Source organism: Kitasatospora sp. NEAU-CNBT7, assembly GCF_057220535.1.
Map to the genome: position 1 here is coordinate 163,364 of NZ_JBXQQB010000003.1, position 13,450 is coordinate 176,813.

The following is a 13,450-nucleotide window of genomic DNA, read 5'->3' on the forward strand; positions in this document are numbered from 1 at the left end:
GACGTGACCGGGGACGGCGACCAGCAGGGAGTGGTCGGGAACCTCGTGCCAGGCCCCTTCGCCGTCCGGTTCGGAGGCAACGAGCACGCTGTCGGGGGCCGTCCGGTACCAGAGGGTGTCGCCGTGGCGGGTGGCGGTGATCGTGCGGCCGTCGGTGAGCAGGAGGTTCAGCCGGGCGCCGGGGCGGACGGCCGCGGTCTGCCGTACCACGGTGGCCAGCGCCGCGGCGGCCGGTTCGCCGCGGCGCAGGCGCTGACCGAGGACCGCCCACAGCAGGGCGGCGTCGCTGCGGGCCTCCAGGGCGAGCAGGTCCGCCGGGCCGAGCCCGCAGGCCGCTCCCAGCGCGGCGGGCAGCCTGGTCCAGTCGGGGACGGCCCCGTTGTGGCTGAACAGCCACGGCCCGTCGCGGAAGGGGGCGGCCGCCGCTTCGTCGAGAGCGGTTCCCTCGGTGGCCGAGCGGACGGCGGCCAGCAGTGCCCGGGTGCGGACACTGCGTGCGAGGTCGGGCAGGTTGGGGTCGGCCCAGACCGGGACCGCCCGCCGGTAGCGGGCCGGCAACTCGTCCGCGGACGGCGGGTACCAGCCGAGCCCGAACCCGTCCGCGTTCACCGTGCCGTGCCGCTGCTGCCGGGGCGCCCAGGACTGCGCGTACAGGCCGTGCGGTGGGCCGAGCAGAAGGGCGGCGGCGGTGGTCTCCGGCCCGAGGTAGGCGAGATGGCGGCACATCAGGCACCCTCGGCCGGGGTGACGTCGCGCGCGGTGCGGAAACCGCTGAAGATCTGACGGCGGATCGGAAGGTCCCAGTTGCGGAAGGTCCCCCGGCAGGCGACCTGGTCCACGCCGAACGAACCGCCGCGCAGCACCTTGTGCTCCGGGCTGAAGAACACCTCGGAGTACTCCGGGTAGGGGAAGGGGGTGAAGCCCGGGTAGGGCAGGAAGTCGCTGCTGGTCCACTCCCAGACGTCGCCGATCAGCTGCCGTGCGCCGGACGGCGCGGCGCCCGCCGGGTAGCTGCCGACCGGGGCGGGCTGCAGGTGGCGCTGGCCGAGGTTGGCGCGGTCCGGGGTCGGGTCGGTGTTGCCCCAGGGGTGGCGGCGGGAACGGCCGGTGGCCGGGTCGTGGCGGGCGGCCTTCTCCCACTCGGCTTCGGTCGGCAGCCGCCGGCCGGCCCAGCGGGCGTAGGCGTCGGCCTCGTACCAGCACACGTGCAGGACCGGCTCCGAGGGCGGCACGGGTTCGGTGCGGCCGAAGCGGCGGCGCAGCCAGTCGCGGCCGTCCCGCTGCCAGAAGAGCGGTGCTTCCAGGCCGGCCCGCTGCCGGTGCGCCCAGCCCTGCGGGGTCCACCGGCGCGGGTCGGCGTAGCCGCCGTCCTCGATGAACTCCTGGTAGTCGGCGTTGCTGACCGGGACGGTGTCCAGCCAGAACGGTGCCAGGTCCACGGTGTGGGCGGGCCGTTCGTTGTCCAGCGCCCACGGATCGGTGTCGGTGCCCATGGTGAACGGGCCGCCGGGCACCAGCACCTCGCGCGGCAGGGCCGTCGCGCCGGAGCCGGCGGGCGGTGGCGGCGGGGCGTCCAGGACGGCGGGTCCGGTGCGCAGTTGGTGGGTGGCCAGCATGGTCTCGGCGTGCTGCTGCTCGTGCTGGGCGACCATCCCGAAGACGAAGCCCCGTGCGAGCAGCGGATCCTGTCCCTCGGCCGGACGGCCGTCCCCGTCGGACACCGCGGTGTCCAGGACCTCCAGGGCCCGCTCGCGGACCTGGCGGAGGTACCGGCGGGCGGCGTCCGGCGCCAGCAGCGGGAGTGCGGGACGCGCGGCCCGCGGATGCCGGAAGGCGTCGTAGAGCCGGTCGAGGTCGGGGCGCAGCGCGGGCAGTCGGCCCGCCGCGCGGACCAGCCAGATCTCCTCCTGGTTGCCGACGTGGGCCAGGTCCCAGACCAGCGGTGACATCAACGGGGAGTGCTGGGACAGCAGTTCGTCCTCGTCCAGGCAGTCCGTCAGGGCGAGGGTCCGCCGCCGGGAGGAGGCCAGCGCGGTGGCGGCGTCGGCGCGGGTGGGGTGGGCGTTCAGTGGTCCGGTCCTTCCAGGAGGTCGTCGGCGGGACATCGGCCCTGCTCGGTGTAGCGGTCGGCGTACGCGGCGAGGGCGCCGTGCAGCCGGCCGTCGGGGTCGGCGCCGGAGTCGGCCAGCGCGTCGACGGCGGCGGTGAAGCAGAGCCGGGCGGCCTTGCCGATCCCGGGGTCGGTGGGGCCGAGCCGGGCGGCCCGCAGCCACGTCCCGTCGTCGGGCCGGTCGGCGCCGTCCGGGCAGAGCGGCGCGGTGGCCTGCCAGGCGGCCTCGGCCGCCGCCGGATCGTCCAGCAGCGTGGCCGCCAGGGCCGCCGGGACGATCCAGCCGTCACCGTCCTGGGCGTCGACCATCCGCAGCTCCAGCCAGCCGCGCGCGCGGACCGGCGGGAACAGCGTGGTCAGGTGGTAGTCCAGGTCGTCGAGGGTGGGTGGCCGCTCGGCCGCCTCACCGCGCAGCCAGCAGCGGAAGGTGAGGCCGCGCGGCGCCGCCCAACTGGCGGGCGCGCTGCGGCGCAGGCACAACAGCGGGGCGTCCAGGGCGTAACGGGCCCAGGCTCCGCGCGGATCCGGGTCCGGCCCGGGCGGCCGGGTGCGGGCGGGGTCGGTGTTCGCCCAGACCTGCTGCCGGGTGGACCGCCAGCCGGTGGGCCTGCCGTGCCACAGCGGGGAGTTGGCGAAGGCGGCGACCAGCACCGGGCCGATCCGGTGCGCCAGGGTCCACCGCCGGCGGTAGCCGGTGATGCCGTCCGTGTCGTCGCCGCTGTCGAGGTTGATCTGGACGGACGCGGTGGCCCGCATCATCATCCGTCCCCACGGGCCCACGGCGTCGAAGTGCTGCTCCATCGCCCGGTACCGCGGGTGGTCCAGCAGCCGGGCCGGGTCCCGGTGCGGGTCGAGCCCGCGGCCGGTGAGGTCCAGCCCGGTGCGGGAGAGCGCGTCCCGCAGGGCCCCCAGGTCCGCGGCCGTGGAGCGGACGCAGTCGGCGAGGGCGGTGGCGGCCCCGGTGCTGAGCTCGATCTGACCACCCGGCTCGAGGGTCAGGCCGGACCGGTGCGGCAGTCCGCCGGCGGACTCCACGGCGGCGAGAGCGGCGTCGAGCCGGTCGGCGGCGACCGGACGGGTGCGGTCGGCGCGGTCGTGCACCAGCCATTCCAGTTCGATGCCGACGCGGCCGGGCGGGCCGGTCTTGAAGCAGATGCCGCGGAGGTACTCCTCGGCCTGGGTCTCCGTCAGGAGCGTGTCCATGGTGAGCCTCTCGATCGGGGGAGGGAGCGGGTGCGGGCGCGGGCGCGCAGCCGGCCCGGGGCGTGCCGAACGGCGGTGGGGCGGTGGTGGACCGGGGGAGCGCCGTCAGCGCCGCGTGCACGAGGTGACGAACCGGGCGGATCCGGGCGCCCTGACAGCCTCGGGGAGTGCGTACAGCGTCAGTTGGTACCGGCGGGTCTCCCCGTGCGGCGGACCGGGCCCGTCGCAGGCGGCCTCGCCCCGGGCGGGGTGACGAGCGTTCATGGCCTCACCCTAGGCACGGGACCGGCGCGCAACCGGGTCCGAACGTCTTACGGACTGCTAACCCCGCCCGCAGCGCGGCGACGACGTCCGACGTCTTACGGGTCCCTGACGGGTGCCCGGCCTTCCTGGTGGGCACCCGTCGCGCTGCGGTAGATCTGGCACCGTACGCGCGCCACCGACCGACCCAGGAGCCAACGATGTCCGACGCCCCTCGCCCGCCCGGCCGACTCCTCCGCCCCGCGCTGGCGGCGGTGACCGCCGTGGTCCTGCTCGGCGCCGGCCTCGGCCTGTACCTCTTCGCACCGTGGAAGGCGTTCACCGACACCACCGTGAACGAGGCGCTTCCCGCTGCACCCGCCACTGCGGCCGCCGCACCCGCCGCACCCGCTGCGCCCGGGGTGTCCGCTGCCCCCGCGCAGCCCGTCGACCTGGCCCGTGGCAGCTTCCGGTCCGGCGAGCACACCACCACGGGGACCGCGCGCATCGTCCGCCTCGCCGACGGCACCGCGGTGCTGCGCCTGGAGAACCTCGACACCTCGGAGGGCCCTGACGTCCGGGTGTACCTCTCGGCGCTGCCGGCCGAGCAGTCCCACCTGAGCAGCCTCGGCGACGGGCCGATCGAGCTCGACCGCCTCAAGGGCAACCACGGGAACCAGAACTACGCCATCCCGCCGGGGACCGATCTCGCCGCCGTCCACAGCGCGGTCATCTGGTGCAAGCGCTTCTCGGTCGGCTTCGGGGCGGCCGACCTCACCGCGGTCTGACGGCGGTGGGGCGGCGGCCGAAGCCGACCCCGGCAGGCTGCGCCGCGAGCGGGATCGTAGGCTGCCGCCATGGACATCGCCCCGATCACCAAGCCCGACGACGCCTTCGCGATGCTGCTGGCGGGTAACCGCCGGTTCGTCGACGGCACGCCCGAGCACCCGAACCAGGACGCCGCCCGGCGTACCGAGACCGCCCCGGGCCAGAGCCCGTTCGCGGTGCTGTTCGGCTGCTCCGACTCCCGCCTGGCCGCGGAGATCATCTTCGACCGCGGCCTGGGCGACCTGTTCGTGGTCCGGACCGCCGGGCACGTGGTGGGATCCGAGGTGCTCGGCAGCATCGAGTACGGCGTGGGCGTGCTCGGCGCCCCCCTGGTGATCGTCCTGGGCCATGACTCCTGCGGCGCCGTCGCGGCGACCCGCGCCGCCGTTCAGGACGGCACCACCGCCGACGGGTACGTCCGGGACGTGATCGAGCGCGTGACCCCGAGCGTGCTGGCCTCCCGCGCCGCCGGACACACCGAGGACGCCGACTTCATCGCCGAGCACATACGGCACACCGTCGACCTGCTGCTCGACCGCTCCCGCGCGCTCGCCGACGCCGTCGAGGCGGGCCGGGCCGCCGTGGTCGGCCTGTCCTACCGGCTGGTCGACGGCAGCGCCCACGTGGTCGCGGCCCGCGGCCTGGACACGGTGGACCTGCCGGTCTGAGCCGCGGCGGCCGGGTGGGCCTGACCCGCCCCGTGGGACGCCCCCGCCCCCGCCACCCCGCCACCCCGCGCGGGGTGGCGGGGGCCGGTCACGCGTGCAGTGTGTGCCAGGGCCGCGTCGCGTGCTCGGCGGGAGTGCCGTCGAGCACCCGGGCGGTGCGGGCGGCCGGGTCGAGGACCACGGTGGCCAGGCTCGCCCAGCGGTGTCCCGGCGGCCCGTCCGGGTCGGGGACGCAGGTCACGGGGGGTTCCCCGGCGCCGGTCACCAGCCGCTCGACCAGGTCCTGTGCCCGCTCGACGGGTTCGCGGGCGATCCGGTCGCGGAGGAAGGCGTACCGCTCGCCCGAGTCGGGCTGGTACAGCCAGGTCTTCTCCTGCCCGGCGGGTACGGCGGTGAGGAAGTGGTTGGTGCGCAGGAAGGTGCCCGGGGCGATTCCGGGCGCCTCGAAGATGCCGGCCGGGCTGAGGTCGAGGAGCAGGGCCTCCCGCTCGTCGAAGAGCAGGAAGGACCCGGACGAGGTGAGGGGCGCCTCCCGCAGGAGCTCCCGTGCGTGCCGGGCGCTGTCGGCCTCCTCCAGGACGAGCGCGGCCAGGACGTGGACCGGCAGGCCGCCGACGCGGTCGTCCCGGTGGCCGAGGATGTTGAAGTGCAGGGCGACGCCTGCGCTGTTGACGCCGATCTTGGCGAGGATGCCGTGTTCGGTGATCCCGGTGTAGCGGTGCGCGGCGCCGCCGGAGTCGACGGTGTGCCAGGCGTGGCTGAGTTCGACGTGCCAGTCCCAGGTCTGCACGCCGAGGTGGGTGGTGCCCCCGGCGGCGGTCGGCAGGCGCCGTACGAGGGTGGAGCACTCCCCGGGCGGGACGGTACGGCTGCGGGCGAGGATCTCGGTGCGGGCGTTGAGCGCGGCGATCCGCCAGGGCTCGACGGCGGCGCCGGCGGCGATGCCCTCGATCTGCGCGCTCAGGGCGGGGCGGAAGGCGTCGATCGCTTCGAGGGCCCGCTCGGCGTCGTCGCGGACGGTCGCCGGGCCGACGCCCGCGAGGGCGAAGAGGCGGTCGTAGCCGTCGAGCGCGAGGTGGAGGGTGTCGGCGAGCTGCCGGCCGCGGGCGCGTCCGCGTTCGCGGGGGTCGGCGGCGTGGACGCGGACGTGCGCGCGGTGGTCCGGGCGGGGGAAGGGTGCTGGGGTCACGGGGTTCGTTCCTGTGCGGCGGGCCGGGGTGCGTGGTGCAGCGGGGTGCCGTCCACGACGGTGGCGAGGACGGGGTTGACCGCCTGCTCCTCGGGGGTCAGGTCGAGGGGGTTGCGGGCGAAGACGGTGAGGTCGGCCAGGTGGCCGGGGGCGATCCGGCCGAGCCGGTCGGCGGCCCCCGCGGCGACGGCCGGTGCCCGGGTCATCCCGGCGTAGGCCTCCCGTGCGGTGATCCGCTGGCCGGGCTGGACGGGGGCGGCGTCCGGCTGCTCGACCGGGCGGCGCAGCTGGGCGTCGGCGAGTGCGGTGCGCGGGTCGGCGACGCCGATCGGCCAGTCGGAGCCGAGCGCGACCACCGCGCCGTGGTCGAGCAGGTCCCGGGTGCGCCAGCCGCGGGCGACCCGTTGCGGGCCGATCCGCACGGACCAGTTGTCGCTCTGGTCGGCGCTGGTCAGCCGGGTGGCGTGGGCGGGCTGGAGGCCGGCGACGACGCCGAGGGCGGCGAAGCGCGGCAGCAGGTCGTCGGGGATCGACTCGAGGTGCTCGATCCGGTGCGGCGCGGAGGGGGCGTGGCCGGTCTCCTCGATCACGTCGAGGGCGGTGCGCACCGCCCGGTCGCCGATGGCGTGGGTGACGGTGGGGATGTCGCGTTCGGTGAAGAAGCGGACGGCTTCGCGGTAGCCGTCGACGTTCTTCCACAGGGGGTCGCGGTTCTGGCCGTGCACGTCGGGGTGGTCGAACCAGGCGGAGCCGTTGTCGGCGGTGCCGTCCAGCATGAACTTGGCACCGGCGACGTGCCAGCGGCGGCCGGCCAGGCCCTGCTGGGCGGCGACGGCCTCCCAGACCTCGCGGGTGGAGTCGGCGGGGACGAGCGGTGAGCACCGTACCCGGAGCGGGAGGTCGCCGTCGGCCTCGATCCGCCGGTAGACGTCCTCGGAGGGCGCGGTGAAGTCGAGTGCGTGCAGGCCGGTGAGGCCGGCCGCGGCGAACCGGCGCAGCCGGTCGGCGACGTGTGCGGCGGCTTCGGCCAGGGGCACCTCGGGGTAGTGGGCGAGGACGAGGTCCATGGCCTGGAGCTCGACGACGAAGCCGGTGGGCCGCCCGTCGGGTCCGGTGGCGATCCGGGAGGCGTCGTCGAAGGTCTCGGCGCCGGTCAGGCCGGCGCGGGCGACGGCGGCGGGGCTGATGACGAGCGAGTGCGCGTCGCGGGTCATGAGCGAGACCGGTACACCGGGGAGGTGCTGTTCGAACGGGTGTCCGGTGGGTTCGCCGTCGAAGACGTTGATGTCGAGGTTGAAGCCGGTGACCCACGGGTCGGCGTCAGTGCCTGCGCCCCGGGCCGCGAGGTGCCCGGCGATGCGCGCGCAGACGGCGTCCAGGGTGGTCAGGCCATCGAGGTCCAGGCCGGTGCCGGTCTCGATGGCGCCCCACACCGGATGGGCGTGGGGGTCGGTGAGTCCCGGGGTGAGGGTCGCGCCCGGGAAGGCGAGGACGGCGGTGGCGAGTCCGGTCCACTCGAGGAGGACGTCGTCGCCGCCGACGGCGACGATCCGTCCGTCGCGGACGGCGACCACGGTGTCGGTGGCCGGGCCGGGCACGGGGTCGAAGTTCTCGATCCGTGCCACGCGCAGGATGAGGTCGGCAGTCATGGTCGGTCTCTCAGTGCTGGGTGGGTGCGGCGGGCCCGGCGGTCGCGGCGGGCCGTGCGGTGGCAGGCTTTGCGGTGGCGGGCCCTGCGGTGGCGGGCTGTGCGGTGGCGGGCGGCAGGGTGGTGGCGGGACGCGCGGTGGTGCCGGACGGCCGGGTGCCGAAGGCCCGGGACAGCGCCCAGTACAGGGCGGCCGAGCCGAGGATCCCGACGGGGACGGCGAGATCGAGGCCGCCCATGGCCGCGGAGACCGGTCCGGCCCAGGAGCCGGTGCTCGCGCAGAGGGTGGCGGCGACGGCGCCCCCGAGGGTGGCCAGCGCACCGGCCCGGTTGACGCCCGCGCGGTACCAGAACGGGCTGGTGCGGCTCTGGTCGTGGAGCTGCTCGCCGTCGTAGCGGTTGCGCCGCAGGACGATGTCGGTCGCGTAGACGGCCATGCAGGGGCCGGTGATGACGACGACGAGTTCCATCAGGGTGTCGACGGCGGTCAGGAAGTCGAAGACCAGGAGGGCGAAGAGCGTCATGGCGGTGCCGATCAGCCCGACCACCAGCACGGCGACCACCCGGTGCAGCCGTACGCCGACGGATTGCATCGACAGGCCGGAGCTGTAGGCGGTGATGCCGTTGTTCGCCACGGTGTTGAGCACCACGGCGAGGACGAGGACGGGGGCGAACCAGGACGGTATGACGCCCTCCAGCGCGGCCTGCGGGTCGCTCATGTCGAGGGTGGTGGCTGCGAGGGAGCCGATCGCGGTGAACAGGACGCTCGGCAGGAAGGCGCCGAACGCGGTCCACAGCGTGATCGCCTTCGCGCTGGTGTCCCGGGGCAGGTAGCGGGAGAGATCGGGGCTGTTGGAGTACGACAGCGGGGCGGAGGCGACGATGGTGAAGCCGGAGGCCAGGACGGTCAGCCGGCCGAGGCCGGTGAGGGGCTCGGCCGGGGTGTAGGACCAGTCGGTGCGGGCCAGGACCATGACGCCGACGGCGAGGAACACCACGGTGAGCAGGACGCTCAGGGCGCCGTAGAGGCGGACGATCGTCGCGTGGCCGTAGATCGCGAGCAGGACGGTGGCGCCGGCGATCAGGCAGACGACCAGGGCGTCCACGGCGGGGGTGTCGGGCAGGCCGAGGCGGCTGGTGAGGCCGAGCCCGGCGACGGAGGCCGCCGACCAGTTCAGCGCGAGGTAGAGCGAGGCGATCAGCCAGCCGGTGAGCACGACGACCTTGTTGCCGACGACGCCGTACATGGCGCGGGAGATCACGGAGCCGGAGGTGCCGGCGGCGGGGCCGCTGACGGCGATGAAGCCGGTGAGGAGCCAGACCAGGTTGCCGGCGACGGTGACGGCCAGCGCCTCGACGAGGGTGAGGCCCGCCAGGATCAGGCCTCCGCCGACCACGAAGCTGAGGTAGCTCACGTTCGGCGCGGCCCAGAGCGCGAACAGTTCGCGGGCTCTGCCGTGCCGTTCGGAGTCGGGCACGCAGTCGATGCCGCGGCTCTCGAACGAACCGGCACGGTCCTGTCCGGAGGAGGCCGCGGCCACGGCGGGGCCGGTTGCAGAACGCTCCATGGGGTTCCTTCGTGGGGGAGGCGGTGGGGGTGGGGGAGTCGGCGGCACCGTTCCGGGTGGGTGAGGCCCGGGCGGGTGGGGGCGGAGGGGCACGACCCTTATTGATGTCGACACCAATAAGCTGTTGGTGCGATATCCAATAGGCTGTTCCGCATGACGTCAACCCCCCGGGCCGCCCGGACCCGCAAGACCGCGGAGGAACGCCGCCAGGAGATCCTGCGGACCGCCGCCCGCCTGGCCCTGGAACGCGGACTGGAGCGCACGACCATGCAGCAGGTCGCCGACGAGCTGGGAGTACGCCCCGGCCTGATCGGCCACTACTTCCCGAGCATCGACGACCTGCTGTGCGAGGCGTTCGCCTGCGCGGTGACCGGCGAGCGCGAGTCCCTCCTCCCGGAGGCCGACGCGGGCCTCGCACCCGCCCGGCGCCTGAGCCGCCTGCTGCACCGCCTGAACGGCGAGGAGTTCGTCGACTTCGGCCGGCTCTGGCTCAACGCCCGCCACCTCTCCCGCTACCGCCCCACGCTGCGCGCCGTGGTGGCCGAGCAGGAGGCGGTCATGCGCGACGCCCTGACCGCCGTGATCGAGGACGGCGTGCGCACCGGCGACTTCACCACCGCGGACCCGCTGGGGGCGTGCCTGGTCATCCTGGTGGCGATCGACGGACTCGGCGCCTACGCCAACGGCGACTCGCTGTTCACCCACCCCGCCCTGGACGCCCTCGTCTTCACCACCGCGGAACGCGAACTCGGCCTGCCGCCAGGCACGTTGCGGGACGCCGGCTGAGCACCGCGGCCCGGGCCGCCTGCGCCGTCCGGCGATCTTCACGCTCGGCCTACGGGGACGCCGCGTAGGCGTACGGCACCCGCACCGTCGCGCGCCTCGACAGCGCGACGCTGCGGCCCGCACCGTGGTCCGACCGGGCGCGGGAGGCTGCGCGGATGATCGAGGTTCTGCGGGGCGGCGGACGGGAGGTGGCCCTGCGCGTGGCCGCCGGATGGGGTCGGCGACCGCCGGGGCGCGGCGACCGGCCGGTCAGCTGCCCGGGTGGGAGGCCGCCCAGCCGTGCTCGAGCAGCGCGAAGGCCTGGTCGGCGGCGCGGTGCGGCTCGGCGTGCCGCAGGATCAGGCCGCGGGCGGCAAGGGCGAAGTGGGCCAGGGCGGCGCAGGCGAGGTCGTCCTCGGGTGCGCCGGCAGCTTCGGCGATGGCCCGGGCCAGGGCCGTTTCGTGGCGCGTCCACAGGCGGTGGGCGTAGTCGCGCAGGGCGGGGGTCTCCTGCACCATGCGCGTGAAGTCGGCGAACCGCGGGTCCTTGGCGTGGACGGCGAATCGGGTCTGGTTCAGCAGGATGTGCTCGCGCAGGGCCTGTGGGATCGACGTGCCGGGGGCGCGGTCGCGGACGGCGGCGACGAGCGCGGCCTCCAGGTCGTCGTCCTGGTCGAAGACCAGGGCTTCCTTGCCGGAGAAGTGCTTGAACAGGGTGGTCACCGAGACGTCGGCGGCGTCGGCGATCTCCTTGACGCCGACCTGGTCGTAGCCGCGGTCGAGGAAGAGCTCGAGTGCGGCGTCGGCCAGGGACTGGCGGGTCTGGGCCTTCTTGCGCTCGCGGCGCCCGGTCGGGTCGGTCACACGCCCACCGTACCGCAAGGTGAATCCACTTCAAAAGTTGATTCGTTGCACTTATTTAGCGAGTGTGCTTTCTTGGTGCGGCCGGACCTCCCGGCGGCCCACCCCCTCCCGAGGGAGACACCCATGCACCCTGCCCGTGGTCCCCGCATCGCGATCGTCGGCGCCGGCCTCGGCGGCCTCACCTGCGCCCGGGTCCTGCAGCAACACGGCCACCGCGTCACCGTCTTCGAACGCGAGGCCTCCGCCGACGCCCGCCCGCAGGGCGGCACCCTCGACCTGCACGCCGACACCGGTCAGGCCGCCCTGCGGGCGGCGGGCCTCCTCGAGCGCTTCCAGGCCCTCGCCCGCCCCGAAGGAGCGGAATGGCGCGTGCTCGGCTTCGCCGACGCCGCCCTCCTCGCGCATCAGGGGCCGCCTGCCGCCGGGGGCCGGCCGGAGATCGACCGCGGCCAACTGCGCAGCCTGCTCCTGGACTCGGTCACCGAGGGCGCGGTGCGCTGGGGCCGCGCCGTCAGCAGGGTCGTCCCGCTGCCGGACGGCACCGGCCGGATCCTCCTCGACGACGGCACCGCCGAGGACTTCGACCTGGTGGTCGGCGCCGACGGCGCCTGGTCGCGGGTCCGCCCGGCCTTGTCGCCCGCCGTACCCCGCTACACCGGCGTCACCTTCATCGAGACCGGGTTCGACCAGTGCGACACCCGCCACCCCGGCCTCGCGGAGCTGGTCGGCAGCGGATCGATGCTGGCCAAGGGCGCCGGCCGGTCCCTGGTCGCCCAGCGCAACAGCAACGGCCACATCCGCGCCTACATCGCGCTCCGGGCCCCGGAGGACTGGCACGTGGCCGCCGGTGTCGACCTCGGCGACCGGCGGGCGGTGCGGAGGCACCTGCTGACGGTGTTCGACGGCTGGGACGAGAGCCTGCGCCACGTCCTGCGCAACAGCGACACCGGGTTCATCAACCGGTCCCTGTTCGTCCTGCCCGCCCCGCACACCTGGGAGCACGTCCCCGGCGTCACACTGCTCGGCGACGCCGCCCACCTGATGCCGCCGGCCGGCCTGGGCGCCAACCTCGCCATGCTCGACGGCTCCGACCTCGCCCACGCCCTGGTCACCGCACCCGGCGTCGACGACGCCGTCCGCGCCTACGAGGGCATCATGCTTCCGCGCTCGGCCGAGGCCGCGATGGGCAGCGCGCAGGGACTCGACCGTCTCGTCCCCGCAGCGGCCTCCTGAGCCGGCTCCACGGTCCCGTCCGCGCGGCCTTCCCGTGTCGATCAGGTCCGCCCTCCCCAGGGCCGCCTCCGTCCGCCCCGGCGTAGCCTCGTGCCCGGAGCGTGGCCCGTTCCGCCTGTCGGAACGGCCGGATCGACCGCTCCCGGGGCCTGGTCGGCGAGCTGACCGACAGGCAGATGCGGCGAGCAGGCGCCCACCGACCCGACCCGTCCGGCAGGCGGGGGCGGTGCCGCCGGCCGGACCCTGGCCGCCGCCGCCCCGATCGGGTCGCCCTGGCGGCGGAGGAGTGCACGTCCGGGCTCCCGCCGGCCTTGGCCCAGCTCGCCTCGGTCTCCCCGGAGGCGAGCTCCCGCATGTTCGCGGAGGAGGCCGGCCCGGTCGCGGTGGTCCTCCCCCCCCTGGATCGCGGCGCTGCTGCTCACGGCCCCGGGCCGCTGGTGCGCGGCCCGTACGGTGGGCGTGCCCGCTGCACTGATCGACCTCGGAGTCGCGCTGGTGGTCCTTGGCCGGTACGGCGGGGCCTCCGGTGAACTGCTCCGAACTTCGCCTCGCGGGGCGGGACTCGACCCGGCCCCGCACGGACCGGCCCCGACCTCGCCACCGTGCTCCGTACCCGCGGCTCCGACCCGGGACGCGGGCTCGCCGTGACGGGCCCCGCCCCCCGCCGGGGCGTTCCCCTCCCGGGACCGCGTTCGGCGGCGGCGGACATGAGATGTACCGACCGGGCCCGGCGCCGGCGAGCCCGGTCGGTTCAGGCGCGTTCGTCAGTCGAGGCCCTCGATGATGCGGAAGTCGCGTTCGACGCCGTCGGCGAGTGCGGCCAGCGCCTCCTGGTAGGCCGCACTCGCATGGGCGGCGACCGCCTGTTCGAAGCTGTCGAACTCGATCAGGATGGTGCGCTCGGCGATCCCGGCGTCGTGTGCGACGACCCGGCCGTCGCGGGCGAGCACCCGCCCGCCCGCGGCCGCGACGGCCGGAGCGGCCAGCTTGTTGTAGGCAGCCAGCTTCTCGGGATCCGCAATGGTGCGGTAGGCGCTGACCCAGTAGCCCTTGGCCACGGTACCTCCTGTGTTCGGAATCGATGCTCAGCAGCATGCCCGGATCCATGGTCGGCGCGCTGCGGGGGCCGGCGGA

Annotated in this window: 12 protein-coding genes and 1 pseudogene; 4 read left to right on the top strand and 9 right to left on the bottom strand. The window is 75.1% G+C overall.

Features of this window, described 5'->3' with window-relative positions; genetic code table 11:
* Nucleotides 1-45: 45 nt before the first annotated feature.
* The 4 genes and pseudogenes from egtC to AC2TEW_RS05635 form a co-directional block, all read right to left on the bottom strand.
* Nucleotides 46-726: pseudogene (egtC, locus tag AC2TEW_RS05620) on the bottom strand (ergothioneine biosynthesis protein EgtC); the annotation flags it as partial.
* Complete coding sequence (gene egtB, locus AC2TEW_RS05625) at nt 726-2,105, bottom strand: ergothioneine biosynthesis protein EgtB (protein ID WP_484622186.1); 1,380 nt, start codon at nt 2,103-2,105, stop codon at nt 726-728. The pseudogene egtC and the gene egtB, both read right to left, overlap by 1 nt.
* Nucleotides 2,066-3,313, bottom strand: coding sequence for an ergothioneine biosynthesis glutamate--cysteine ligase EgtA (gene egtA, locus AC2TEW_RS05630; protein ID WP_484622187.1), 1,248 nt, complete (start codon nt 3,311-3,313; stop codon nt 2,066-2,068). Before egtA ends, egtB begins: the two co-directional genes overlap by 40 nt.
* A 105-nt stretch (nt 3,314-3,418) precedes the next feature.
* Nucleotides 3,419-3,577 carry a hypothetical protein gene (locus AC2TEW_RS05635; protein WP_484622188.1) on the bottom strand — a complete coding sequence of 53 codons (159 nt, stop codon included), beginning with the start codon at nt 3,575-3,577 and terminating at the stop codon, nt 3,419-3,421.
* A gap of 197 nt (nt 3,578-3,774) precedes the next feature.
* Between AC2TEW_RS05635 and AC2TEW_RS05640 the strand changes: the two genes are divergently transcribed.
* The gene (locus tag AC2TEW_RS05640) at nt 3,775-4,341 is read left to right on the top strand and encodes a DM13 domain-containing protein (RefSeq protein WP_484622189.1); all 567 of its coding nucleotides are present in this window, start codon (nt 3,775-3,777) and stop codon (nt 4,339-4,341) included.
* 69 nt (nt 4,342-4,410) lie between these two features.
* Nucleotides 4,411-5,049, top strand: coding sequence for a carbonic anhydrase (locus AC2TEW_RS05645; RefSeq protein WP_484622190.1), 639 nt, complete (start codon nt 4,411-4,413; stop codon nt 5,047-5,049).
* 88 nt (nt 5,050-5,137) lie between these two features.
* Here AC2TEW_RS05645 and AC2TEW_RS05650 read toward each other — a convergent pair whose 3' ends face one another.
* Genes AC2TEW_RS05650 through AC2TEW_RS05660 form a run of 3 tightly spaced genes read right to left on the bottom strand, consistent with a single transcriptional unit; the run spans nt 5,138 to nt 9,454 of the window.
* On the bottom strand, nt 5,138-6,238 hold the full coding sequence (locus AC2TEW_RS05650; protein WP_484622191.1) for a C45 family autoproteolytic acyltransferase/hydrolase: 1,101 nt from the start codon (nt 6,236-6,238) through the stop codon (nt 5,138-5,140).
* Nucleotides 6,235-7,887: an amidohydrolase gene (locus tag AC2TEW_RS05655; protein WP_484622192.1), complete on the bottom strand. Its 1,653-nt coding sequence runs from the start codon at nt 7,885-7,887 to the stop codon at nt 6,235-6,237. Before AC2TEW_RS05655 ends, AC2TEW_RS05650 begins: the two co-directional genes overlap by 4 nt.
* A 10-nt stretch (nt 7,888-7,897) precedes the next feature.
* On the bottom strand, nt 7,898-9,454 hold the full coding sequence (locus tag AC2TEW_RS05660) for a purine-cytosine permease family protein (RefSeq protein ID WP_484622193.1): 1,557 nt from the start codon (nt 9,452-9,454) through the stop codon (nt 7,898-7,900).
* Nucleotides 9,455-9,607: 153 nt separating this feature from the next.
* On the opposite strand from AC2TEW_RS05660, the gene AC2TEW_RS05665 reads away from it, so the two are divergent.
* Complete coding sequence (locus AC2TEW_RS05665; protein WP_484622194.1) at nt 9,608-10,240, top strand: TetR/AcrR family transcriptional regulator; 633 nt, start codon at nt 9,608-9,610, stop codon at nt 10,238-10,240.
* Between the two features lie 249 nt (nt 10,241-10,489).
* On the opposite strand, the gene AC2TEW_RS05670 is transcribed toward AC2TEW_RS05665, so the two are convergent.
* Entirely contained in the window at nt 10,490-11,083 is a 594-nt protein-coding gene (locus AC2TEW_RS05670) for a TetR/AcrR family transcriptional regulator (RefSeq protein WP_484622195.1), read from the bottom strand.
* Between the two features lie 123 nt (nt 11,084-11,206).
* Here AC2TEW_RS05670 and AC2TEW_RS05675 point away from each other — a divergent pair, with 123 nt between their 5' ends.
* Nucleotides 11,207-12,316 carry an FAD-dependent oxidoreductase gene (locus tag AC2TEW_RS05675; RefSeq protein ID WP_484622196.1) on the top strand — a complete coding sequence of 370 codons (1,110 nt, stop codon included), beginning with the start codon at nt 11,207-11,209 and terminating at the stop codon, nt 12,314-12,316.
* Between the two features lie 764 nt (nt 12,317-13,080).
* Here AC2TEW_RS05675 and AC2TEW_RS05680 read toward each other — a convergent pair.
* The gene (locus AC2TEW_RS05680) at nt 13,081-13,374 is read right to left on the bottom strand and encodes a DUF1330 domain-containing protein (RefSeq protein ID WP_484622197.1); all 294 of its coding nucleotides are present in this window, start codon (nt 13,372-13,374) and stop codon (nt 13,081-13,083) included.
* Nucleotides 13,375-13,450 lie beyond the last annotated feature (76 nt).